The following is a 24,477-nucleotide window of genomic DNA, read 5'->3' as shown; positions in this document are numbered from 1 at the left end:
GTATCATATCAAGATTAGAGGAGCTGTGCACAGTGAAAGAGCAAATCAAACAAATGATTGAAGCGGCAGATACGATCATTATTCATCGTCATGAACGGCCAGATCCCGATGCACTCGGTAGTCAATTCGGTTTACAATTAACATTACAACATCAGTTTCCTGAAAAAACAGTTTTGTCAGCAGGTGAGATGGCGGCATCACTGTCATTCATGGGGGAGCTCGATCAAATCGATGACGTGTTGTATAAAAAGGCGTTAGTCGTGATTCTGGATACGGCGAACCAAGCGCGGATCGATGGAAAAGTTGCGATGACAGGAAAAGATGTCATTAAAATCGACCATCATCCGGATGAAGATCCATACGCGCCCGTGCAGCTCGTCGATACGACGATGAGTTCGACATCGGAACTGCTCGTTCATTTATTGAATGAATGGGGATATGAGATTCCAGCATCAGCTGCCATTCAATTCTACGCTGGGATCGTCGGTGACACGGGACGTTTTCAATTCCGTGGTACGACGAAACGAACATTTGAAGTCGCAGCGCAATTGATTGATGCAGGAATCGATACGGACTGGTTGTATCGCAATATGTACGAAACAGAACTTGCGGCGCTTCACTTACAAGGATACGTCCTACAACATATTCAATTGACGGATCAAGGTGCCGGTTATGTCGTTTTGACACAAGATACATTGAAGCAGTTTGGGGCGACGGTTGAGCAAGCATCGTTACTCGTCAATAGTTTTGCTGGTTTAAAAGGAATGAAGTGTTGGGCGTTATTCCTTGAAACGGACAAGGAAGTCCGTGTCCGGATTCGTTCGAAGGGTCCTGTCATCAATGAAGTAGCAAAAGAATTCAATGGTGGTGGACATCCGATGGCGTCTGGTGCAACGATTGGACAGTTGAGTGAAGTCGAACGTGTCATCCGTCGTCTGGATGAGGTCGCTGCTAACTTCCAGTTTTAAATGGAAAAAGGCTGCTCGGTCTCACTCCTCTCATTGAGGAAGCGAAGCGAACAGCCTTTTTACGCTTATTGCGTCTTTGTTTCGTCTTGCGGAATGAACCAAACGCCACGATCTGTGTGATCTTCAATGACATTCAGTTGAAGTTCAGCGACAGATTTGCGAATCTTCTCAGCGATTTCTTCCGTTTCAGTAAAAGCGGTAACACCGAGCTTTAGTTGTTCGACTTTTTCACGTGCGATTTGACTGCGATTCAAAATCATGAGAAACGCTCCTTCCGTACCCGTCATGATATTTCTATACTTATTGTAGCGAATAATAAATCAGATGGCGAGTACTTGAGTCAGTTAGATATGAATGTTCTGAAAACTTTTAAAAACATCCATCAGAAGAGAAAGGAGAATGGAAGATGCATATAAATGTTCGGACGAAGTTTAGTCCATTGCAGAGTTTAGTTCGAATCGAGCCGTATCTCGATGAACTAGTACGTCGACACATCGGACGAGCCGTCATCTGTGAGACGACATTAACAGGAGTTCCCGCATTCATCGATGCATGTCAGCGTCGAAATATGCAACCGATTGTCGGATGGGAGCAACGAATCGAAGAAGAAGAATTTTGTATCTTATGGTTTGCTTTTTCTTCTGATGGACTGCGTCAACTGTATCGACTAGCCAGTCAACAAGGGGAGACTGAAGTTTCATCACTGATCGCGGTGCTCGTGCCACTGCGTCAAGCCTCTGAAGATGCGACGCGTCTACGTCGTTCCTTCGTTCAATGGATGGGACATGTTCAAGGAGCGCGTACATATATGGGTGTGACCTCAAGTCGCTCAACGGTCGAACGAGAGAGTCGTGCGCGTTACCGCGAAGTCGCAGCAGCGCTTGGTGTTGAGACTGTTCCAGTCGATCCTGTTCGTTACATTCGTCGAGATGAAGCGCCAGCGTATCAAGCGATACGTGCGATTGGTGAAGCGACGACGTTCCAAGACCAAAAGACAGATCGGCTGATGCATTTAAAGACCCGGGAAGAGTTACTCGAAGACTTTACCGAGCGAGAAATTACGATGGTGGAGCAGTTTGCTGCGACATCTGAACGCTTGGAATTACCGTTTCAACAACGTCCACTGCCGCGTGTCGCGGAAGACTCGAATGCGTTATTACGGAAACGTGCTGAGGAAGGGTTACTGGCACATGGTCATGAAAGTAACGAAGCGCGTGAACGTCTCGCTTATGAACTATCAGTCATCCAAAAGACGGGATTTGCCGATTATTTTTTAATCGTTGAAGAACTCGTACGTAGTGCAAAAGCGAAAGGCATCTTCGTTGGACCCGGTCGAGGCTCAGCAGCCGGATCACTTGTCAGCTATGCGCTTGGGATCACGATGGTGGATCCATTGAAATATGGATTACTATTTGAACGATTCTTGAACCCCGAGCGGATTTCGATGCCGGATATCGATATCGATATCGAAGATGAACGACGCGAAGAAGTATTAGAGGATCTCGTGATGCGTTACGGAAAAGATCATGTTGCTCAAATCGGTACATTGTCGACGCTCGGTGCCAAAGCCGCTTTGCGAGACGTCGGACGGACGCTAGAGTTTTCGAAGGATGAGTTAGATGCTGCAGTCAAACAGCTTGGAAAATCAACGACGTTACAAGGGATTGAACAAAACAAACAGACATATCGCTGGTTCTCTGGAAGCGAAAAGCGCCGGCAACTGTTGCAACTAGCGCAAGCGGTCGAGGGTCTCCCGCGACAACGTTCGGTTCACGCGGCTGGCGTCGTCATTGGATCTGAACAGCTCGTCGAGACGACACCTGTTGAAACGGGACCAAATGAACGCTATGTGACGCAGTTTTTGATGCAGGCGTTGGAACGTCAAGGATTGTTGAAAATTGACTTGTTAGGATTACGAAATCTCAGTCGTTTGCGTCGGATGGAAGAATTGATTCGACGAGAACAGCCATCCTTTACGCTCACGCAAATTCCGGAAGAAGACCGCGCGACATTCCAAGTCTTTGCCCGCGCTGAGACGGATGATATCTTCCAATTCGAGTCGACAGGTATGAAACAGACGTTACGCGAAGTCAAACCAAATCGGTTCGAGGATTTGGTAGCAACGATGTCACTCTATCGTCCAGGACCAATGAAATTCATTGATCTGTACGCGAAACGAAAAGCCGGTCAACCTTATCAAATGTTGCATCCCGTTTTAGAAGACGTCCTTTCACCAACGTATGGCATCATCGTCTATCAAGAGCAAGTCATGGAAATCACCCGTCGAGTGGCTGGATTTACACTGGCACAAGCAGATTTATTACGGCGTGCAATTTCTAAGAAAAGTACGGATTCGCTCGAACGGGAACGGGTTCGTTTTCTCGAAGGAGCAAAGTCGAATGGATTCGATGATGCAATCGCACAATCACTCTATGAACAAATCGAGCGATTTGCTGGGTATGGATTCAACCGAAGCCACGCGGTCGCCTATTCAAAAATTAGTTATGCCCTTGGATATATCAAAGCGCATTTTCCGCACATTTTCTTGCTTGTCTCGGTCGAACAACCGGAGCGTCTCGTCCGATTGATGCGTGAACGACGTCTTCCTGTCCTATCGCCGGATGTCTGGATTTCGGATTACCGTTCTTCGTTAGAGGGCAAAGGAATTCGTCTCGGTATCCATGTGATTAAAGGTATTTCTGAGCGAGAATTCGAGCGTGTAAAGGACGCGTCGAAGCATACGGCGACGATTGCTGATCTATTGACCCACGTCGGATGGGGCAAGAAGGAGCGCGCAAAAATCGAATTGTTACTCTACAGTGGTGCGCTAGATCGAGCGACACACGGCGATCGCGGACTCGCTGAACAAGAAGTACTCGAATATTTCACTGAGTCGTCGAATACATTACTTCCAGACGAGTTGGCAATTCTCGGGAAACGCCGGACACAGAAGTCCTCGAAACGAAGTGATTCCGACTGGGCACGATTAGAACGGGAAGCGCTTGGGTTCTGGTTGACGTATTCGCCGTTGACGACAGCAATGAAAGCTCCGGTTGAATCTGCTTATTTCCATGATCTTGGCGTCGGCTCGGAAACACATTATTTAGTCTGTTATATTGATCAGATTCGAGAGTTCAAGACGAAACGTGGTCAAACGATGGCAGTTATTCAGGCAGTCGACGGGTATTCGAATGAAGAGGTCGTCGTCTTCCCGAATCAATATGAACGATTCCGTCGATCGCTTTATTTAGGGAACGTCTTACTGATTGAACTAAAGGTGCAAGATCGCGAAGGGGAGCGTCAGTTCATTTTGGAACGTCTCCGTCCACTTGGACAAGATGTGCTGTTCGTCAAGTTAACATCAAAAAATGAGTTGGCCGCACTCGAACAGTTGCTAGAAGCAGCACCAGGCGATATTCCAGTCGTCGTTCGCTACGCGGATTCACGCGAGACGAAATCGTTACCGCCGCTTTATGCAGTGCAGCATGATGAGGAATTACTAGCTCGGCTACGTATTCGGTTTGGCGAGGATCATGTCGTCCTGAAAAATGTCCCCCGCTCAAACTAGTACTAGGTAATAAGATTTGTTATAATAAGGGGTAATTGGTCTGACCAATGCCACCAATTAAAGCAACCGACTGAAGGGTCAGAAAGGTGGTGCCGTATCGATATGGAGAAGAAACGAAATGCGTTTGAAGCCAATATCGCGGCGATTAAATTGATGATCGAACAAGATGGATTAGTTCCAGGAGACCGTATTCCATCAGAACGGGAACTGGCAGAACGACTATCCATCAGTCGACCGTCCGTACGAGAAGCATTACGGACGCTCGCTTATTTAGGGATCGTCGAGACACGACATGGAGGCGGAAGCTTTCTATTGAATCGTGACGATCATACCTATATTCAAATCATCGCTCAATTCTTAGTGACTGGCGATTCGAAGTTCGAAGACTTGGCAGGAACGCTTCGCTTGCTTGAGCAAGCAGCGCTCGCGCAGCTGGATGACCTTTCGGTGCTTGCACCAGTCGTTTCATCCGATGTTGCGTTTCGTGAAACGTTGATTCAGACAGTCGATAACGATTTGTTTGAACGAATCTGGCGACAAGTCAATGCCTTCCATAAAAGCTTCGGTCAAGGGGAACTCTATACGCAGGCGGAACGGGAACAACTCTTGAACCGCCCCTAGGATGACAAGGGGGAACTGAACGTGCAAGCATTTTTTCGAAAACCTAAAAAGTTCGTCACGCTGACTTCGAAGGAGCAGCGTGTCGATGTGCCAGTTGGCCTAATGACGAAATGTCCGAAATGTAAATTAATCCAATATACGAAACAACTGGAGGCGAACTTACGTGTCTGTTCATGTGGGTATCATCATCCGTTGACCGCGCAAGAACGTTTTACGCAATTATTCGATGAAGGTTCGGTGACGTATTTCGACTTACCGGCAGTTCAAGCGGATCCTCTCGGATTTCAAGATTACCCGGAAAAATTAAAGGGCGACCAAGTCAGAACGGGTCTTGAGGAAGCGATCGTCTGTGGCGTCGGGAATGTGAATGGTCACCCACTCGTCGCTTGTGTCATGGATGCACGATTCCGGATGGGCTCGATGGGGGCAGCGGTTGGTGCTGCGATTTCTGAAGCGGTTCGTTACGCAACGAAACATCGTCTACCTGTCACGATTTTCTCCGCTTCAGGTGGAGCACGGATGCAAGAGGGAATGGTTAGTCTCATGCAGATGGCGAAATCGAGTCTCTTCTTAAAACAGCATTCAGATGCTGGATTACTTTATATTTCTTGTATGACTCATCCGACGACCGGCGGTGTATCAGCAAGTTTTGCGATGCTCGGTGACTTCAACATCGCTGAACCGGGGGCGTTGATCGGGTTTGCAGGTCGACGGATCATCGAACAGACGATACGTGAAAAACTACCGGAAGATTTCCAAACAGCAGAATTCTTATTACAAGCAGGTCAACTGGACGATGTCGTATCACGACATGATCTGAAAACGTACTATACGCGAATCTTAAAGCTACATGCGGAGGGAACGAACCATGCAACCATTTGACCAACCAGTCATCGCGTTACGCGAAAAAATTCTTGAGCTCCATGATATGGCGGAAACACAAGGATTAGACTTCAAGGAAGAACTCCAACTTCTTGAAGAACGCCTTCATCGATTAGAACTCGATATTTACGGGAATATGAAAGCGTGGAATCGTGTTCAATTGGCACGTCATCCAGAACGTCCAACGACACTCGATTACATTGAATCCATTTGTGAAGATTTCATCGAGCTGCATGGCGATCGTCATGGGTATGATGATGCGGCAATCGTTGGTGGAATTGGAACATTGAATGGTCGTCCGGTGACGATCATCGGTCATCAACGCGGAAAAGATACAAAAGAAAACATTCGTCGTAATTTTGGGATGCCACATCCGGAAGGGTACCGAAAAGCACTACGTCTCATGCAACAAGCGGAGAAATTCAACCGACCAATCATCACGTTCATCGACACGAAAGGGGCTTATCCAGGACGTGCGGCAGAAGAACGTGGTCAGAGTGAGGCCATCGCGAAAAATCTGTTTGAGATGGCTGGCATGACAGTTCCAATCATCTCAATCGTCATCGGTGAAGGTGGATCAGGTGGTGCTTTAGGAATCGGAGTGTGTGACCAACTCTTGATGCTCGAGAATTCAACGTATTCCGTTATCTCTCCTGAAGGTGCTGCAGCATTGTTATGGAAAGATGCAAGTCTTGCGGAGAAAGCGGCAGAATCGATGAAGATCACAGCACCTGATTTATTACGACTCGGGATCGCAGATGCCATCATTCCAGAAGTCGTCGGAGGCGCACATCTCGATGTGTCATTACAGGCGGATAAATTAAAAACTGTATTGGTACAGAAACTCGAATCATTGGTTCATTTGACCAAGGAAGAGCTTATCGATCAGCGGACCGAAAAATATCACCAAATTGGCACATAAGCACCATGTAATCGCTATCATGATTGATATTCCTCATTTCCGGAATCGGTGATGAAAAACCAAGTGAAAGTTTATGCAATCTGCCCTGTTGTAAAACAAGAAAACAACGTGCTATTTTAGATTCAGATTAATGGAGAGGTGATTAACGTGAGTTTAAAACGGATTGCTGTCTTAACGAGTGGCGGCGATGCACCAGGTATGAATGCCGCGGTGCGTGCTGTCACGCGTAAAGCGATTTTTCATGGCTTAGAAGTATTTGGTGTCTATAACGGCTATCAAGGATTAATCAACGGGGACATCGTCCAGTTGAACCTTGGATCAGTTGGTGACATTATTCAACGAGGCGGAACGTTCCTACGTTCAGCACGTTGCCCTGAGTTCCGCACAGAAGAAGGACGAGCAAAAGCGGTCGTCAATCTTAAGAAATTTGAAATTGATGCACTCGTCGTCGTAGGCGGAGACGGGTCGTATCGTGGTGCCCAAAAATTGACAGGACTTGGCTTCCCGACAATTGGACTTCCAGGTACGATTGATAACGATATCCCTGGAACAGACTATACGATCGGCTTTGATACAGCGCTCAACACGGCGCTTGAAGCGATCGATAAAATCCGTGATACGGCATCGTCGCATGAGCGGACGTATGTCATTGAAGTCATGGGGCGCGATGCAGGTGATATCGCATTATATGCAGGACTTGCTGGTGGAGCAGAATCGATTCTTGTTCCCGAGCGTCCTGAAGATTTAAAAGAAGTCCTTGATCGCATTCAAAGTGGTGTCAATCGCGGTAAAAAACACTCGATCGTCATCGTCGCTGAAGGGGCAGGTCGTGCTCAGGACGTGGGAGACGCGATCGCAAAAGAAACAGGTCTTGATACACGCGTCACGGTTCTTGGTCACGTTCAACGTGGTGGAGCACCAACGGCAGCGGACCGTGTACTTGCAAGTCGGATGGGTGCACATGCTATCGAAATCCTACTTCAAGGAAAGCAAGGACGTGTCGTAGGTGTACGTGGTGGTAAGATGATCGATCTCGATATCGATGAGGCACTCGACGAAAATAAACACGAGCTGGATCTTGATATTCTCGAGCTTTCAAAACAGCTTTCGATTTAACGAACGTCGATAGGATTGGAATGGACAAGAGAACTTGGCCAAACACCGTAGGAGGTTTATGGAATATGCGTAGAACTAAAATTGTATGTACGATTGGACCGGCGTCAGAAAAACGTCTTCCAGAAATGATCGAAGCAGGTATGAACGTCGCTCGTTTGAACTTCTCACACGGCGATTATGAAGAGCACGGTGCACGAATCACGGATATCCGTCGTGCAGCAGAAGAAGCAAACAAAATCGTTACGATTCTTCTCGATACGAAAGGTCCGGAAATCCGTACACATTCGTTTGAAGAAGGAAAAGCGCTTCTCGAACGTGGACAAGAAGTCATCATCGTCAGTGGTGATGCAAACGAAATCGTCGGAACGAAAGATAAATTTTCTGTCACATACGAAGGACTTTACGATGATGTTGAAGTCGGTTCGATGATCATGCTTGATGACGGTCTCATCGGTCTTCGTGTCACTGAAAAACTTCCGAACCGTGAGCTTCGTTGTTCAATCGAAAACGAAGGCGTCATCAAAACGAAAAAAGGCGTTAACTTGCCAAACGTGAAGGTTAACCTTCCTGCTTTGACAGAAAAAGATATCGCTGATATCGAGTTCGGTATCAAGAGCGATATCGATTTGATCGCGGCATCTTTCGTACGCCGTGCGTCAGACGTCGTTGCGATTCGTCAATTGCTTGAGAAAAACAACGCGAGCCACATCAAGATCTTCCCGAAAATCGAGAACCAAGAAGGTGTCGATAACATCGAAGAAATCCTTGCGATTTCAGACGGTTTAATGGTAGCGCGTGGTGACCTCGGTATCGAGATCCCAACGGAAGAAGTTACGCCAACTCAAAAAGACTTGATCAAGCTTTGTAACGACTTTGGTAAACCAGTCATTACAGCAACACAAATGCTCGACTCGATGCAACGTTTCCCACGTCCAACACGTGCTGAAGCATCAGACGTCGCGAACGCGATTCTTGATGGTACGGATGCAATCATGCTTTCAGGTGAGACAGCAGCAGGGGACTACCCAATCGAATCTGTCCAAATGATGCACTCAATCGCAAAACGTACAGAAAAAATGCTCGACTACAAGCTCTTATTGAAAGATCGTCAGACACGTAGTGAGCACACAGTAACGGATGCGATCGCTCAAGCGGTTACGCACACTGCGATCAACTTGGACGCAAAAGCAATCTTGACACCGACACAATCGGGTTACACGGCTGCACGTATCTCGAAATACCGTCCGGAGCCGAACATCGTTGCGGTTACACCAAGCGCACGTGTCGCACGTCAGTTGAACATCGTATGGGGCGTGTACCCAATCGTCGTTGATCATCTTTCAGACAACACGGATGACATGTTGACACTTGCTGCGGACACAGCAAAAGACGCTGGTTTCGTCACAGATGGTGATCTCGTCGTCATCTCAGCAGGTATCCCTGCTTTGACTGCTGGTACAACGAACATGTTGAAAATCCACATCGTCGGTAAAGAGATCGCAAACGGTCGTGGGATCGGTGAACGTGGAGTCGTTGGCGAAGTCGTCATCGCAAACAACGCTGAGGAAGCAAACTCTAAAGCGAAGCCAGGCATGATTCTCGTTACGAACTCAACAGATCGTGACATGATGCCTGCAATCGAGATGGCTGTAGCGATGATCACAGTTGATGGCGGATTGACAAGCCACGCTGGAATCGTTGGACCATCACTCGGTAAACCGGTTATCGTTGGTGTCGAAGATGCATTGACAGTCTTCAAAGACGGTCAAATGATCTCAATCGATCCATTGACAGGTAAACTGTATAACGCATAAACCATTCATGACGGACGTGACTTAGGTCATGTCCGTCTTTTTTTGTACGAGGAGGACGTATGGAAGCTTATCTTTTTTTGATTGCCCTCGTCTTCATCGGGGTCATCGCACAAAATAAATCATTGATCATCGCTGCAGCCTTCCTATTGATCATCAAGGCAATCGGGCTGGATGGTAGACTGTTTCCTTCCTTACAGGCAAAAGGAATCACGTGGGGCGTCACATTGATCACAGCAGCAATTCTTGTACCGATTGCAACAGGGGATATAGGCTTTAAGGAGTTGCTCCAAAGCATTCGGGGACATATCGGCATCATCTCATTTTTATCAGGAATTTTTGTTGCAATCGTCGCAGCACACGGTGTTGGACTGATGAAAGAAGATCCACTCGTGACGACAGCCTTGCTAGCTGGAACGATTCTCGCCGTCGGGCTCTTCCGGGGAGTACCTGTTGGTCCGCTGATTGGTGCTGGAATCGCGGCGCTCGTCATCGGAATGTGGGATGTCATCGCAAAAGCGTTCACAGGATGAGCCGAATCAGCAAAGTAACTGAATTAATTTTTTGATAATAGTATGCAAGTTCATTCACTTTTTGGGTAATTTTGTTTATACTAAGAACAGAAACAAGATGGTCTATTCAAGAGTACAGCGCTACAAGCATGGGGAACGACTCTTGAGTGGACGTCTTTTTTTCAATACGGAAATGAAAGCGTTTTAAATTTCTGGGGAAAAAAAGGGGGATTATTGTCATGACGCAAACTAAAGGTTTAGAAGGAATCGTCGCGACTTCATCGAAAATCAGTTCGATTATCGATGGTCAATTGACGTATGGCGGTTATACGATTGATGATTTGGCGGAGCACGCCTCATTTGAGGAAGTCGTCTTCTTATTGTGGAACGACCGTCTACCAAAAGAAGAGGAATTGAAGCAACTATCGGAAGCACTCATTTCCGAAGCAACGGTTGCGACTGCCGTTCTTGAAACGATGAAGGCAGCACCGAAGTCGGCGAATGCGATGGCGACGATTCGAACAGCGCTCTCTCAACTCGCGCTTTACGATGAGACATCAGAAGATATGTCGACTGAGGCGAATTACGCTAAAGCCATCAAATTACAGGCACAAATCGCAACACTCGTCACAGCTTACGCCCGTATCAAAAAAGGACAAGAGCCGATTGCACCTAAAGCAGGTCTATCATACGCAGGAAACTTCTTGTTCATGTTGACGGGTGAGGAGCCAACGGAAGTTGCAGAAAAAGCCTTCAACCAAGCGCTCGTTCTTCACGCTGATCACGAGTTGAACGCTTCGACGTTCACGGCACGCGTTTGTGTCGCGACACTCTCTGACGTCTACTCAGGTGTGACGGCAGCGATGGGCGCGTTAAAAGGACCACTTCACGGTGGCGCGAACGAAGCCGTCATGAAGATGTTGTTAGAAATTGATTCGGTTGAAAAGGTTGACGAGTATGTTCATAATAAACTTGAGAACAAGCAAAAAATCATGGGCTTCGGTCACCGTGTCTACAAGGACGGCGACCCACGTGCGAAGCATCTTCAAGAAATGAGCCGTCAGCTGACTGCTCAAATCGGGGAGCCGAAATGGTATGAGATGTCAGTTAAGATCGACGAAATCGTCCAATCGGAAAAAGGATTGAAACCAAATGTTGATTTCTATTCCGCTTCTACGTACCATGCACTTGGACTTGATACAGAACTATTCACTCCAATCTTTGCAGTAAGTCGGATGTCAGGTTGGTTGGCGCACATTTTAGAGCAGTATAGCGATAACCGTCTGATTCGCCCGCGTGCAGACTACACGGGTGAAACGCACCGGACATACGTGTCCATCGAAGAACGTTAAAAGGACGGGGAGGAGCAATCCTCTCCTGATTTTTGATGTAGATTACAATTACTTAAGGGGGATTTTTAGACATGGCTACACTTCAAGGCGAAAACATCACAGTAACTAACGGTACACTTCAAGTTCCAAACGCTCCAATCATTCCGTTCATCATTGGTGACGGAACAGGACCTGACATCTGGAACGCAGCTGTACGTGTGTTTGATGCAGCAGTTGAAAAAGCATACAACGGTGAGAAGAAAATCGAATGGAAAGAAGTCTACGCTGGTGAAAAAGCATTCAACAAAACAGGCAACTGGTTACCAGAAGAGACACTCGATCTCATCCGTGAGCACATCATCGCAATCAAAGGACCACTTACGACACCAGTCGGCGGCGGAATCCGTTCGTTGAACGTTGCTCTACGTCAAGAGCTTGATTTGTACACATGTCTTCGTCCAGTTCGTTACTTCACAGGTGTTCCTTCACCGGTTAAACGCCCAGAAGATACAGACATGGTCATCTTCCGTGAAAATACTGAAGACATCTACGCAGGAATTGAATACGCAGAAGGCAGCGAAGGCGCTGCAAAACTGCTTGAGTTCCTTCAAAACGAAATGGGTGTCAATAAAATCCGCTTCCCTGAGACATCTGGTCTTGGAATCAAACCGATTTCAAAAGAGGGAACAGAACGCCTTGTTCGTGCAGCAATCGAATACGCACTTGAAAACAAACGTGCTTCATTGACGCTCGTTCATAAAGGAAACATCATGAAGTTCACTGAGGGTGCTTTCAAAAACTGGGGCTATGAACTTGCTGAGCGTGAATACGCAGAGCACGTCTTCACTTGGAACCAGTACGATCGCATCAAGGAAGAAGAAGGAACAGATGCTGCCAACAAAGCACAAGCAGACGCAGAAGCTGCTGGTAAGTTGATCGTAAAAGATTCAATCGCTGATATCTTCTTACAACAAATCTTGACTCGTCCAAAAGAGTTTGATGTCGTTGCAACAATGAACTTGAACGGTGACTACATTTCGGATGCACTTGCTGCACAAGTCGGTGGTATCGGAATCGCACCTGGAGCAAACATCAACTACATGACAGGTCACGCAATCTTTGAAGCAACTCACGGTACAGCACCGAAATACGCTGGACTTGATAAAGTAAACCCATCATCTGTCATCTTGTCAGGCGAAATGATGTTCCGTCACCTCGGCTGGAACGAAGCGGCAGATCTCATCATCAAATCGATGGAAACATCGATTGAAACGAAAGTCGTCACATACGACTTCGCGCGTCTCATGGACGGTGCGACTGAAGTGAAGTGTTCTGAATTCGCGGACGAACTCATCAAAAACATGTAATCCGATCAGGAGGAATGAGTCGATGAACAGACGGAAGAAGATCGCAGTCATAGGAAGTGGCTTTACAGGAGCGACGACGGCACTCTATCTTGCCCAGCAAGAGCTAGGTGATGTCGTCCTCGTCGACCGACCAGAGCAAGAGAATCCGACGAAAGGAAAGGCGCTCGATATGCAAGAAGCAGCGCCGATCCTCGGGTTTGATGCTTCAGTAAAAGGGACATCGGATTATGCAGACATTAAAGGTGCAGATATCGTCGTCATCACTGCCGGTATCGCTCGGAAGCCAGGTATGAGCCGCGAAGACCTCGTGAGTACGAATGCTGCCGTCATGACAGCTGTGACGAAGGAAATTGTCGCGCATGCACCAGAATCGATCATCATCGTTTTGACGAATCCTGTCGATGCGATGACTTATACGGTCTATCAAGCATCTGGTTTTCCGAAAGAGCGTGTCATCGGTCAATCCGGTGTCCTCGACACGGCACGTTTCCGGACATTCTTAGCAGAGGAGCTGAACGTTTCTGTGAAGGATGTATCGGGATTCGTGCTCGGAGGACACGGAGATGATATGGTACCGCTACTGCGCTATTCTCAGGCGGGAGGAATCCCAATCGAGAAGCTCGTATCGAAAAAACGACTGGATGCGATCGTTGACCGGACCCGTAAAGGCGGCGGTGAAATCGTTCAGTTACTCGGAAACGGCTCTGCTTATTATGCACCTGCAGCGGCAATCGCTGAGATGGTCGAAGCGATCTTGAAGGACCAGCGACGTATTCTTCCGGCAATCGCTTACCTCGAAGGTGAATACGGATATGACGATATGTATTTCGGCGTACCTGTCATTCTCGGCGGAAACGGTGTCGAGCATATCTATGAACTCGAACTGACGACTGAGGAGCAAGAGGCTTTGAATCGCTCTGCATCTACTGTCCGCTCTGTACTCGACTTATTAAAATCCTGAATTTAAAAAAGACGAACTTGTCACTTTCGACAAGTTCGTCTTTTTTGTCTCGTCATAACCGATGAGGAGAAGCATAGTGCGATAACTTAGCATACCAAGGACAGACTAGTATAAGAAGGAACGTCAGCCAAGGAACCAAATAACCAATCCGGAGGAAGTGACCTTGATGCTCCATATGTAGGTGCTGCGGATTCTGACAGTGTGGACAAGTTACATGGGCAGACCAGATTAATCGATAGATTGTTCGAGCAGACCAATTTTGACGACAAACAGTACAGCGTGCCACGCGAGTGCCTCCTTTCATTCCTGTGCTAATTGTGTAGAATGTCTTATTTCATAGCATAGGATACATGTAGGAGAAAAGTTCCAATTTTAATAAACATGTAGAGAGAATGCTAATATTAGGGTAAGGACAAAGGTACGTCATTCTATTCCACTAAGGGGGATTTTACATGCGCGCCGTAACGTACCAAGGAACAAAAGATGTCCAAGTCAAGCAAGTAAAGGATCCATCGATTGAAAAAAACGATGACATCATCGTAAAAATCACATCGACTGCCATTTGTGGTTCGGATCTACACATCTATCAGGGGAATATGCCGGCTCACAAAGACTATGTCATTGGTCATGAACCGATGGGCATCGTTGAAGAAGTGGGACCAGGTGTGACGAAAGTCAAACGAGGAGACCGCGTCGTGTTACCGTTTAACGTTGCTTGTGGTCACTGTTTCTTTTGTGAACATGACATGGAGAGCCAATGTGATAACTCGAATGGAAATCCCCATGTCGATACAGGTGGGTACTTCGGTTTTACAGAAGAGTTTGGTGGACATCCCGGTGGTCAGGCGGAATATTTAAAAGTTCCGTTCGGAAATTTCATGCCACTTGTGATTCCTGAATCGTGTGAACTGGAAGATGAGGCATTATTGTTCTTATCTGACGTTTTACCTACGGCGTATTGGAGCGTCTTGCATGCGGGTGTGAAAAAAGGAGATACGGTCGTCGTACTCGGATCAGGACCAGTTGGACTAATGACACAAAAATTTGCATGGATGCAAGGGGCAAAGCGAGTCATTGCGGTGGATGATCAAGTGTATCGATTAAATCATGCCAAAGTCACGAATAAAGTCGAGACAGTGAATTTCTCAGATCACGCAGAAAGTGGTGCGTATATTAAAGAGCTGACACAGGGTGGGGCAGACGTCGTCATTGATTGTGTCGGTTTTGATGGGAAGATGTCCCCTGTAGAAAAAATTGAACAAAAGATTGGTCTGCAAGGTGGAACGTTGAGTGCCATTGATATTGCAAAGGATGCTGTCCGGAAATTTGGTACTGTACAGTTGACGGGCGTCTATGCTAAGAAATATAATCAGTTCCCGCTTGGCGATTTCTTTACCCGAAATATTACGCTGAAAATGGGACAAGCACCAGTCGTCCATTTAATGCCGGAACTGTTCCAGAAAATCATCAACAAGGAATTTGATCCAACAGATATCGTAACGCACCAAGTCGCACTAGATGATGCTGCGTCTGCCTATCAGACATTTAATGATCGGACAGATGGATGTATCAAGGTCGTCTTGAAACCATAAGCTATCTCATACTCAAACAGCCCATCCGATTTTTGGATGGGCTGTTGTACATCATAGGATTAAAAAAAGAAGACGGGCCATAGAAGACCGACGGCTAGTCCGAGCAGGAGACCAACGAACACTTGAAACTCGGTATGACCAACGAGCTCATTCAGGAGAGGAGTCTCATGGCGAATCCCTTTGAAATAATCATTGAGTAGTTTTGCCTGAACACCGACAGCTTGCCGGACACCTGTCGCATCATACATGATGATCGTCGCAAAGATGACGGCCAGTGCGAAAATCGATGATGAGAACCCCTCCTGAAAACCGATGACAACGGCTAGAGCGACGACAGTCGAACTATGTGAACTAGGCATACCACCAGAAGCAAACATGATTTCCAGGTCGAACTTTCGTGTCCGTACCAAACTTGTGACAAGCTTCGCTGCTTGAGCGATAAACCATGCCGTAATGGCTGCAAAAAGGGGATGATTCCATTCCATACATTCTACCTCCTACAATTAACGATATGTATTGATTCCCCGTTTTATTAGCTTTTACACGAACGATCTAGTTGGATTCGGCATCTCCTTTAAAGATTATGTAAAGAAACAGCAGAAAGATTTGTGATTTTCCTGTGAAAGTCGGTAAGATGAAGACAGACGAAGCGGATTCCACGGAATTCCTTATTCGAAAGAACGAAACTTGAGGGGGATGCAAGGTTTGAAAGATAAAATTATCGTGGTAGATGATGAATTGTCGATCGCAACACTATTGAAGTTTAATCTAGAACAAGCTGGTTTCGTCGTCGAAACGGCACATGATGGGATGTCAGGTTTAAAATTAGCGGAGAAGCAAGATGCCGCATTGATTGTACTAGATCTCATGTTGCCGGAACTCGATGGTCTGGAAGTATGTAAACGGCTACGCCAACAGAAAATCAATACGCCGATCTTGATGTTGACAGCAAAGGATGATGAGTTCGATAAAGTCCTTGGTCTTGAACTCGGTGCGGACGATTATCTGACAAAACCATTTAGCCCACGTGAAGTCGTCGCCCGTGTGAAAGCAATTTTACGACGAATGAGTCATCAGACAACACCTTCGGAAGAAGTGACGGATGGGACGATTCTGATTGGTGATGTCAAAATCGTTCCAGATAACTATGAAGCTTTCAAAGCAGAAGAGCGTCTTGAACTAACACCTAAAGAATTCGAACTGCTCGTATACCTTGCTAAAAATAAGGGACGTGTCCTGACACGAGATCAACTGTTATCCGCAATCTGGAACTATGATTTCGTCGGCGATACACGAATCGTGGATGTGCATATTAGTCATGTCCGTGAAAAAATCGAGCCGAATACGAAAAAACCGATTTACATCAAAACAATTCGTGGTCTCGGGTATAAGATGGAGGAGCCGAAATCGGAATGAGTAAGTATCGCAAGCGATTTATCTTTAAAATGTTTTCGTTCATCAGTCTCGTGCTGATTGCACTCGGTTTCTTACTTGGACAATCCTTCAAGGAGTTCTATGTCCAAAATGAAAAAGAAAAATTGATGGATGAGACTTCTCTTGTTGAGACGATCTTACAAGGGCGCGATGTTTCTGAAATGGCCCAGTACGTGAATCAATTGTACGCTGAATCGAACTTCGACATGATTTTATTTAATGGTCGGGGTGAGATCATTGCCGGTACACCGGTTGATGTCACGAAACTGAAAGTCGCGACCCTCAATTTTTCAGCGATTCCTGATGAGGGAACGTTTGAATCGAAAACAGATGATAGTGTCGTTCAATTCACGAAGCCTGTTCCGACAGCGGACGGTGGTGAGGTGTATGTCAGTTTTATTCGTTATGCAAAAGACTTGAACGTCATTTATTCACGGATTTGGACGGTCATCATCCTTTCTCTCGTTGCGTCGTTATTGGTTATCTTCTTGACGATTTATCGTTCGACAAAACGATTCCTGCGACCGATCGCGGAGGCAACCGATGTCTTGCACGAACTATCACATGGAAATTACAAGTCCCGTGTCTATGAGTTATCGGCACCTGACGAATCACGCGATTTAGGGCGCTCCATCAATCTATTAGCGCGCAATCTCGAGAACGCATCGTCTGGTGAAGCGATGCAACGGGCACGTCTCGAATCCTTGATCGAGTACATGGGAGCTGGTCTCATGCTGATTGATGAGAAGGGCTACGTCCTACTCGTCAACCGAACGTACCGAGAAATGTTCAACATTCATGAACCGTCTAGCGGGAAGCTGTACTATCGTGTACTTCCAAACGAAAAGATGAGCCAGGTAATTGAAGATGTCTATCTGACGGAAAAACCGAACCGGAAACAATCGAGTGTCCGATTTGGCATCAACAGTCGGACGTTCATGGTCAGTGCTGCTCCGATTTTTGATAAGAACGGTCGAGTGCAGGGAACGACTGTCGTCTTTAACGACATCACGGAAATCAAAAAGCTGGAACAGATGCGTAAAGATTTCGTTGCGAATGTCAGCCACGAATTAAAGACACCATTGACGTCCATTAAAGGATTTGCGGAAACGTTACTCGATGGTGCACAAGATGTTCCGGAAATCCGAGAGCAGTTCTTACGGATCATCCACGATGAATCGGAACGGATGCAAACATTGGTGGAAGACTTGCTCGAGCTTTCTCGTTTAGAACAAGATAACTATCAGCTCGAGACCGCAATCGTTGATGTGACGAGTCTCGTTCGGGAAACTGCAGCACTCCTGCACCGACGAGCAACAGAACAAGAGATGACGATTCATATCGAAACGGAAGAAGAAGTCTTCATTCGGGCAGATCTGAATCGATTAAAACAGGTCGTCGTCAACTTGGTTGCGAATGCGCTGAATTATACGCCGAACGGTGGCAACGTCTGGATTCAGCTTGAGGATGGAGAAGAGTCTGTCCAGCTCATCATCAAAGATGACGGAATTGGCATTCATCCGAAAGAAACCCAACGGATCTTCGAACGTTTCTATCGCGTCGATAAGGCACGAAGCCGTAATTCCGGGGGAACGGGTCTCGGACTAGCCATCGTCAAACATATCGTCGACCTACACCACGGTGAAATCGAAGTCGCTTCAGAAGAACAGAAAGGAACGACGTTTACGATTCGTTTACCAAAACATGGCTGAATTTCACAGTGGATTCACATTTCCTTAATAGACGTATCTTATGATGAAAGTACCTTCTTCATCATCTGTATGGCGACTGGATCAGCTCCCATGTCGTCATGCCCTTGGCGGTTGACTCTCCGTGAGTCAATCGTCTTTTTTTGGTCATTTTTAGCGAACAAATGTGTGTAGAGTGATACAATAGGAACAGAAAATCGATTAAAGGGGCGTAGATGATGGAAAATAAATTGCTATTGATTGATGGGAACTCGTTGACCTATCGGGCGTTTTTCGCCTTACCACCAATGACGGATGCGCAAGGACGAAATACGAACGCAGCTTATGGCTTTACGATGATGTTATTGAAGTTGCTCGAGGAAGAACAACCGACCCATATGCTCGTTGCCTTTGATGCTTCGAGTGAAACGTTCCGTCACGATGTCTATCAGGAGTATAAAGGAAGTCGCGAAAAGACACCGTCCGAACTACGTGAACAATTCCCGATCGTCCGGGACATCTGCGAAGCGCTCGGTATTCAAATGATGGAACTTCATCGCTATGAGGCGGATGATTTGATCGGTACGCTCGCACGAACGATGCCGACGGATCGGACGCGGATCGTCACTGGAGATAAAGATTTACTTCAACTTGTCACGGATAAGATCGAAGTCTTGATCACGAAGCGTGGGATTACGGACGTCCAGTGCATGACTGAGGAACTGTTCGCTGAGACGTATGGTGGTCTAAAGCCGATTCAAATGATTGATCTGAAAGGATTAATGGGGGATAAGTCGGATAATATTCCAGGGATTCCTGGGATTGGTGAAAAGACGGCGGTTAAATTGATTTCGGCATATGGTTCTGTCGAAGGACTGTATGAGCACGTCGAGGACTTAAAAGGGAAGCAGAAGGAAAAAGTCATCGCGAACGAAGAGCTAGCACGATTATCGAAAGAACTCGCGACAATTAAAGTCGATGTCCCGCTCGAGACGACGCTAGAGGATTTGCAAATTCGCGACATTGATACCCAAGTTCCTTATTCGTTGTTCCAGTCGCTCGGCTTCAAGTCGTTGACGAATCGATTCGCCCCTGTCGTCAAAGAAGAGGATAAAGAGCAGTTGAACGTCGTGACGATTACGTCACTTCCTGAAGACGTCACCGATGCGGTGTTGCTTGCTGAACAGCTGCGAGAGGATTACATGGAAGAAGACATCATCGGGTTTGCGATCGCGACGCCTGACACGATCTATGTTGCTGCTCCAACGCTCGTCGAGGATCCGGCATTCCGCCAATGGATCGAGTCAGAACATCGGAAGATTTGTCTCGATGCCAAACAAGTCGCATTCGCATTGCGTAAGCATGGCTTAACCTTAAACGGTTATGAGGATTTGTTATTAGCTGGTTACTTATTGAATTTAAGTGGCGGCACGACGCTCGCTTCAATTGCTGGTCATTATGCATTGATGGCACCGAACGAAGAAGCGGTCCTCGGCAAGGGAGCAAAACGTCTAGCCCCAGCGGATGACGTATTACACCCTTATCTTGCAGAGAAGGCACGGATGATCGAATTATTGTTTCCGAAAGTCCGGGAAGAGTTGAAGGCGAATCAGCAATATGAGCTGTATGAAACACTGGAACGTCCGCTATCAGGTGTCCTTGCTGAGATGGAGTGGACTGGGATTCGTGTCGACGTCGCGACGCTCCAATCGATGCAAGCGGATCTTGCCGGGCGTCTTACAGAACTTGAAACGTTGGTCTTTGAAGCTGCAGGTGAGTCGTTCAATATCAATTCACCGAAACAACTCGGTGTGATTCTGTTTGAAAAACTCGAACTACCAGCCTTCAAAAAAACAAAGACCGGCTATTCGACTGCCGCAGACGTTCTTGAAAAACTGCGTCCGTTGCATCCGGTCATTGATCACATCATGTTGTACCGGGAGCTCCAAAAATTACAGTCGACGTATGTCGAAGGCTTACAAAAAGTCATCAAGGAAGACGGAAAGATTCATACCCGTTTTGCTCAGACGATTGCCCAGACAGGCCGTTTAAGTTCGGTCAATCCGAACCTTCAGAATATCCCGATTCGGATTGAAGAAGGACGGAAGATTCGAAAAGCCTTCGTTCCAAGTGAAGCAGGCTGGTCACTGTATGCTGCTGATTATTCACAAATCGAACTACGTGTCATGGCCGATATGTCGCAGGATCAGACGCTTGTCGATGCATTCTTACATGATGAGGATATCCATACTCAAACCGCAAGTAGTGTCTTTGGTGTTGAACCGGAGGATGTCACAGGAAACATGCGGCGTCAGGCGAAAGCCGTCAACTTCGGCATCATTTATGGAATCAGCGATTATGGACTGTCACAAAACTTGAACATCACGCGGAAGGAAGCACAATCGTTCATCGATCGTTATTTCGAGCTGTTCCCGCAAATCAAACAGTTCATGGATACGGCGATCGAGACGGCACGAGCGAATGGATTCGTCGAAACGTTGATGAACCGGCGCCGCAACATCCCGGATATCAATTCGAAAAACTTCAATTTACGTGGTTTTGCGGAACGTACGGCAATCAATACGCCGATTCAAGGTTCGGCTGCGGATATCATTAAAAAAGCGATGCTTGATGTGCATGCTGCCTTACAAGCATCAGATTTAAAAGCACGTTTGTTACTACAAGTACACGATGAATTGATTTTTGAAGCACCGGACGAAGAACTTGAAGCCTTACAAGCGCTTGTCAAACAAGCGATGGAGCAGACCGTCGAACTATCCGTACCGTTACGCGTCGATGGGGGCGCAGGACATACGTGGTACGAAACGAAGTAAGCAAGGAGGAATAGACGTGCCTGAATTACCTGAAGTCGAGACCGTTCGCCGCAGTTTAGAACGTTCGGTCTCTGGAAAAACAGTCTCTTCCGTCAAAGTCTACCACCCGAAAATGATTCGGGGGATGGAAGTGGCACCATTTGCAGATGCCTTACATCAAGAACGGATCGAACGCGTCGAACGTCGCGGTAAGTTCCTACTCTTTGATTTTGATCGTTTTTATCTCGTCAGTCATTTGCGGATGGAAGGGAAGTACTTCCCGTATCCGCAACCGGTCGAGCGGGATAAACATACCCATGTCGTCTTCCGATTCACGGATGGTTCGGAGCTGCATTACAATGATGTCCGGAAGTTCGGAACGATGGAATTGCGTGATAAGGAAACAGCAATGCAGACTGCTCCACTGGCACAGCTGGAGCGCGAACCGTTTGATCCGGAGTTCACAGCAGAAGTGTTAGCAGAGAATTTAATTCGTAAAAAAAGAAGTCCAATCAAAACGGCATTGCTGGATCAGTCCATCTTCCTTGGTCTCGGTAACATCTATGTCGATGAGACCCTTCATGCGGCACGCGTCCATCCATTGACGAAGGCTGGTGCCTTGACGCTTGATGATATCTCACGTATTCATCAAGCCGGTGTCGACGTCTTACGACAAGCGGTAGAAGCAGGGGGAAGTACGATCCGAAGTTATGTCTCACCTTCCGGAAAAGGTGAGTTTCAGCTTCAACTCGCGGTATACGGTCAAAAGGGCGAACCGTGTTCCCGTTGCGGTACTGCCATTGAAAAAATTAAAGTCGGCGGACGAGGAACGCACTTCTGTCCGACATGCCAACAGGTCGCCTTATGAGGGTTGGTCTGACGGGCAGTATCGCTACCGGTAAAAGTACGGTTTCTAGCTATCTGAAGCAAAAAGGAATAGCGGTCATCGATGCGGATCTCGTTGCGCGAGAAGTCGTTGAGCCAGGAGGGCGAGCATATGAGGCGGTCAAGTTGGCTTTCCCGGAAGCATTCGAGGAGGAACGTCTCGTCCGTCCGAAACTCGGACAAATCATTTTTCAGGATAGCGAAAAACGACAACAGCTGAATCAGTTGATGCATCCGAGTATTCGACGACAGATGCTTAATGAAGCAGATGCCTATGAACGTTCAGGACATTCGCTCGTCGTATTTGATATTCCGTTATTACTTGAAGGCGATTGGCGGACGCTGTTCGACCGTGTCGTAGTCGTTTATTGCCCAGAAGATATGCAGTTAAGACGATTGATGCAACGTAATGATCTATCGGAAGCAGAAGCATATGCACGTATTCATTCGCAACTTAGCATTGAACAGAAAAAAGAGCTCGCGGATGATGTGTTCTTCAATGATGGGAGTCTTGATTCGTTATATCAGCAAATCGATAAATGGTTAGCGTTATATGACACCGGCAATCATGAGAGTGACACATAAAAAGTGTGAAGTGAGAGAAGTTTCCATCTTCTCTCACTTTTTTTAGAGAACATAATGAAATCGCTTACATTTCATGATATAGTTCTATCTGTAAACGGAGCTACATCCGTCACATTGAAGGGGGATCCGCACATGGGAGTCAAGGTGGCAGTCAATGGTTTTGGTCGAATTGGTCGAATGGTCTTTCGACGTCTGATCGCTGAGGGGAAAAGCGAAGTCGTAGCAATCAATGCAAGTTATCCAGTCGAAACACTTGCACATTTAATCAAGTACGACACGGTACATGGGAAATTCAATTATCCGGTCGACATCATCGATGGGGCGTTGATGGTTGACGGAAGACAAATTCAAATCGTCAGTGAACGCAATCCTGAGCTATTGCCGTGGGGGGAACTCGGCATCGATATCGTCGTCGAAGCGACAGGAAAGTTCAACTCAGATACGGGTGCTGCGAAGCATTTAGTGGCAGGCGCAAAAAAGGTCGTCATCACGGCACCTGCTAAAGGGGATGTCCGAACGATCGTCATGGGTGTCAATGACGACATGTATGATCATGAAACAGATGCTATCGTCTCGAACGCATCGTGTACGACGAACTGTCTCGCACCTGTCGTGCAAGTCATCGACCGGGCATTCGGAATCGAATCCGGTCTCGTGACGACGGTTCATGCGTTTACGAATGATCAAAATAATATTGACAATCCGCATAAGGATTTACGACGCGCCCGCGCATGTGGATCATCCATCATTCCAACATCGACAGGTGCAGCAAAGGCAATCGCACTCGTCTTGCCACACTTGGAAGGGAAATTGAATGGACTCGCGCTTCGTGTTCCGACACCGAACGTCTCACTCGTCGATCTCGTCGTCGAAGTTAGTCGCGATACGACGGTTGCTGAAGTGAACGAAGCGTTCACGAAAGCAGCGGACGGTGCGCTTGACGGTATTCTCGGAATGACGATGGAACCGCTCGTCTCGATCGACTTCAACGGAGAAGAGCGTTCGACGGTCGTCGATGGACTCTCGACGATGGTCATGGGTGGTCGTCAAGTGAAGGTCCTCGCTTGGTACGATAATGAGTGGGGTTACTCCTGCCGCGTCGTCGACCTCGTACACCTTGTTTCGGCGCACTTAGAGGCGATGGGAACGGTTGAAAAAGAACTTGAATTGAATTAATGACAACGGGCAGATCCCAGTAACGACGGGACCTGTCCCGTTTTTTTTCTAGAAATGTATTAATTTTTGAAATTTATCCTTGTGTATCTTTTTGATACTCGCTATAATTCAAATCGTGAACTTCAATCGGTCTGGCAATCGCAGCTTAAAGGGTTAGGACCTCTCTGGACTAACTTTCCCCCGTGGGTGCGAACGACTCAGGCGCAAAGTAAGTGATCAACTACTTTGAAGACCATTGAATGTAG

General features: G+C 47.0%; 20 protein-coding genes. 18 read left to right on the top strand and 2 right to left on the bottom strand.

Going from position 1 to position 24,477, the window contains the following annotated elements; all coding sequences use genetic code 11:
* The first annotated feature begins 32 nt into the window (after positions 1 to 32).
* Entirely contained in the window at positions 33 to 968 is a 936-nt protein-coding gene (locus L985_RS12440; protein ID WP_047393535.1) for a DHH family phosphoesterase, read from the top strand.
* Between the two features lie 65 nt (positions 969 to 1,033).
* On the opposite strand, the gene L985_RS12435 is transcribed toward L985_RS12440, so the two are convergent.
* Entirely contained in the window at positions 1,034 to 1,228 is a 195-nt protein-coding gene (locus L985_RS12435) for a YtzJ family protein (protein ID WP_023469043.1), read from the bottom strand.
* A gap of 146 nt (positions 1,229 to 1,374) precedes the next feature.
* Here L985_RS12435 and dnaE point away from each other — a divergent pair, with 146 nt between their 5' ends.
* The 11 genes from dnaE to L985_RS12380 all read left to right on the top strand — a co-directional run bounded on the left by dnaE (position 1,375) and on the right by L985_RS12380 (position 15,651).
* Positions 1,375 to 4,536 (top strand): DNA polymerase III subunit alpha, encoded by a 3,162-nt coding sequence (gene dnaE, locus L985_RS12430; RefSeq protein WP_047393538.1) that lies wholly within the window; start codon positions 1,375 to 1,377, stop codon positions 4,534 to 4,536.
* 102 nt (positions 4,537 to 4,638) lie between these two features.
* A complete protein-coding gene (locus L985_RS12425) occupies positions 4,639 to 5,157 on the top strand; it encodes a FadR/GntR family transcriptional regulator (RefSeq protein ID WP_029342337.1) in 519 nt (172 codons plus the stop codon).
* Positions 5,158 to 5,178: 21 nt separating this feature from the next.
* Complete coding sequence (accD, locus tag L985_RS12420) at positions 5,179 to 6,039, top strand: acetyl-CoA carboxylase, carboxyltransferase subunit beta (protein ID WP_023469040.1); 861 nt, start codon at positions 5,179 to 5,181, stop codon at positions 6,037 to 6,039.
* Positions 6,026 to 6,961, top strand: a complete 936-nt coding sequence (gene accA, locus L985_RS12415; RefSeq protein ID WP_023469039.1) for an acetyl-CoA carboxylase carboxyl transferase subunit alpha — start codon at positions 6,026 to 6,028, stop codon at positions 6,959 to 6,961. The genes accD and accA overlap by 14 nt, the downstream gene beginning before the upstream one ends.
* Positions 6,962 to 7,108: 147 nt before the next feature.
* Positions 7,109 to 8,077 carry a 6-phosphofructokinase gene (gene pfkA, locus L985_RS12410; protein WP_029342336.1) on the top strand — a complete coding sequence of 323 codons (969 nt, stop codon included), beginning with the start codon at positions 7,109 to 7,111 and terminating at the stop codon, positions 8,075 to 8,077.
* A 65-nt stretch (positions 8,078 to 8,142) separates the two neighbouring features.
* Entirely contained in the window at positions 8,143 to 9,891 is a 1,749-nt protein-coding gene (pyk, locus tag L985_RS12405; protein WP_047393542.1) for a pyruvate kinase, read from the top strand.
* Between the two features lie 59 nt (positions 9,892 to 9,950).
* Positions 9,951 to 10,421, top strand: coding sequence for a DUF441 domain-containing protein (locus tag L985_RS12400; RefSeq protein ID WP_047393544.1), 471 nt, complete (start codon positions 9,951 to 9,953; stop codon positions 10,419 to 10,421).
* 218 nt (positions 10,422 to 10,639) lie between these two features.
* Positions 10,640 to 11,752 (top strand): citrate synthase, encoded by a 1,113-nt coding sequence (citZ, locus tag L985_RS12395; protein ID WP_047393546.1) that lies wholly within the window; start codon positions 10,640 to 10,642, stop codon positions 11,750 to 11,752.
* Positions 11,753 to 11,823: 71 nt separating this feature from the next.
* Positions 11,824 to 13,098 (top strand): NADP-dependent isocitrate dehydrogenase, encoded by a 1,275-nt coding sequence (gene icd, locus L985_RS12390; protein ID WP_029342333.1) that lies wholly within the window; start codon positions 11,824 to 11,826, stop codon positions 13,096 to 13,098.
* Positions 13,099 to 13,120: 22 nt separating this feature from the next.
* Positions 13,121 to 14,059 (top strand): malate dehydrogenase, encoded by a 939-nt coding sequence (gene mdh, locus L985_RS12385; RefSeq protein WP_047393548.1) that lies wholly within the window; start codon positions 13,121 to 13,123, stop codon positions 14,057 to 14,059.
* 452 nt (positions 14,060 to 14,511) lie between these two features.
* Positions 14,512 to 15,651 (top strand): zinc-dependent alcohol dehydrogenase, encoded by a 1,140-nt coding sequence (locus L985_RS12380; RefSeq protein WP_047393550.1) that lies wholly within the window; start codon positions 14,512 to 14,514, stop codon positions 15,649 to 15,651.
* 59 nt (positions 15,652 to 15,710) lie between these two features.
* On the opposite strand, the gene L985_RS12375 is transcribed toward L985_RS12380, so the two are convergent.
* Positions 15,711 to 16,136 carry a divergent PAP2 family protein gene (locus L985_RS12375; RefSeq protein ID WP_047393552.1) on the bottom strand — a complete coding sequence of 142 codons (426 nt, stop codon included), beginning with the start codon at positions 16,134 to 16,136 and terminating at the stop codon, positions 15,711 to 15,713.
* Between the two features lie 211 nt (positions 16,137 to 16,347).
* Here L985_RS12375 and L985_RS12370 point away from each other — a divergent pair, with 211 nt between their 5' ends.
* The 6 genes from L985_RS12370 (at position 16,348) to L985_RS12345 (ending at position 24,232) form a co-directional block, all read left to right on the top strand.
* Entirely contained in the window at positions 16,348 to 17,067 is a 720-nt protein-coding gene (locus tag L985_RS12370; RefSeq protein WP_029342329.1) for a response regulator transcription factor, read from the top strand.
* Positions 17,064 to 18,797: a two-component system histidine kinase PnpS gene (gene pnpS, locus L985_RS12365; protein WP_047393555.1), complete on the top strand. Its 1,734-nt coding sequence runs from the start codon at positions 17,064 to 17,066 to the stop codon at positions 18,795 to 18,797. The genes L985_RS12370 and pnpS overlap by 4 nt, the downstream gene beginning before the upstream one ends.
* 212 nt (positions 18,798 to 19,009) lie before the next feature.
* Complete coding sequence (gene polA / locus L985_RS12360) at positions 19,010 to 21,607, top strand: DNA polymerase I (protein ID WP_047393557.1); 2,598 nt, start codon at positions 19,010 to 19,012, stop codon at positions 21,605 to 21,607.
* Positions 21,608 to 21,623: 16 nt separating this feature from the next.
* Positions 21,624 to 22,454 carry a DNA-formamidopyrimidine glycosylase gene (gene mutM, locus L985_RS12355; protein ID WP_029342326.1) on the top strand — a complete coding sequence of 277 codons (831 nt, stop codon included), beginning with the start codon at positions 21,624 to 21,626 and terminating at the stop codon, positions 22,452 to 22,454.
* Positions 22,451 to 23,056 (top strand): dephospho-CoA kinase, encoded by a 606-nt coding sequence (gene coaE, locus L985_RS12350; RefSeq protein ID WP_029342325.1) that lies wholly within the window; start codon positions 22,451 to 22,453, stop codon positions 23,054 to 23,056. The genes mutM and coaE overlap by 4 nt, the downstream gene beginning before the upstream one ends.
* 132 nt (positions 23,057 to 23,188) lie before the next feature.
* A complete protein-coding gene (locus L985_RS12345; RefSeq protein WP_029342324.1) occupies positions 23,189 to 24,232 on the top strand; it encodes a glyceraldehyde-3-phosphate dehydrogenase in 1,044 nt (347 codons plus the stop codon).
* Positions 24,233 to 24,477 lie beyond the last annotated feature (245 nt).

The sequence above is a fragment of the Exiguobacterium sp. ZWU0009 genome, assembly GCF_000798935.2.
Taxonomy (GTDB): Bacteria; Bacillota; Bacilli; order Exiguobacteriales; family Exiguobacteriaceae; genus Exiguobacterium_A; species Exiguobacterium_A acetylicum.
Note: the sequence above shows the minus strand (reverse complement) of the source record. Positions and strands in the feature narration are given on the sequence as shown.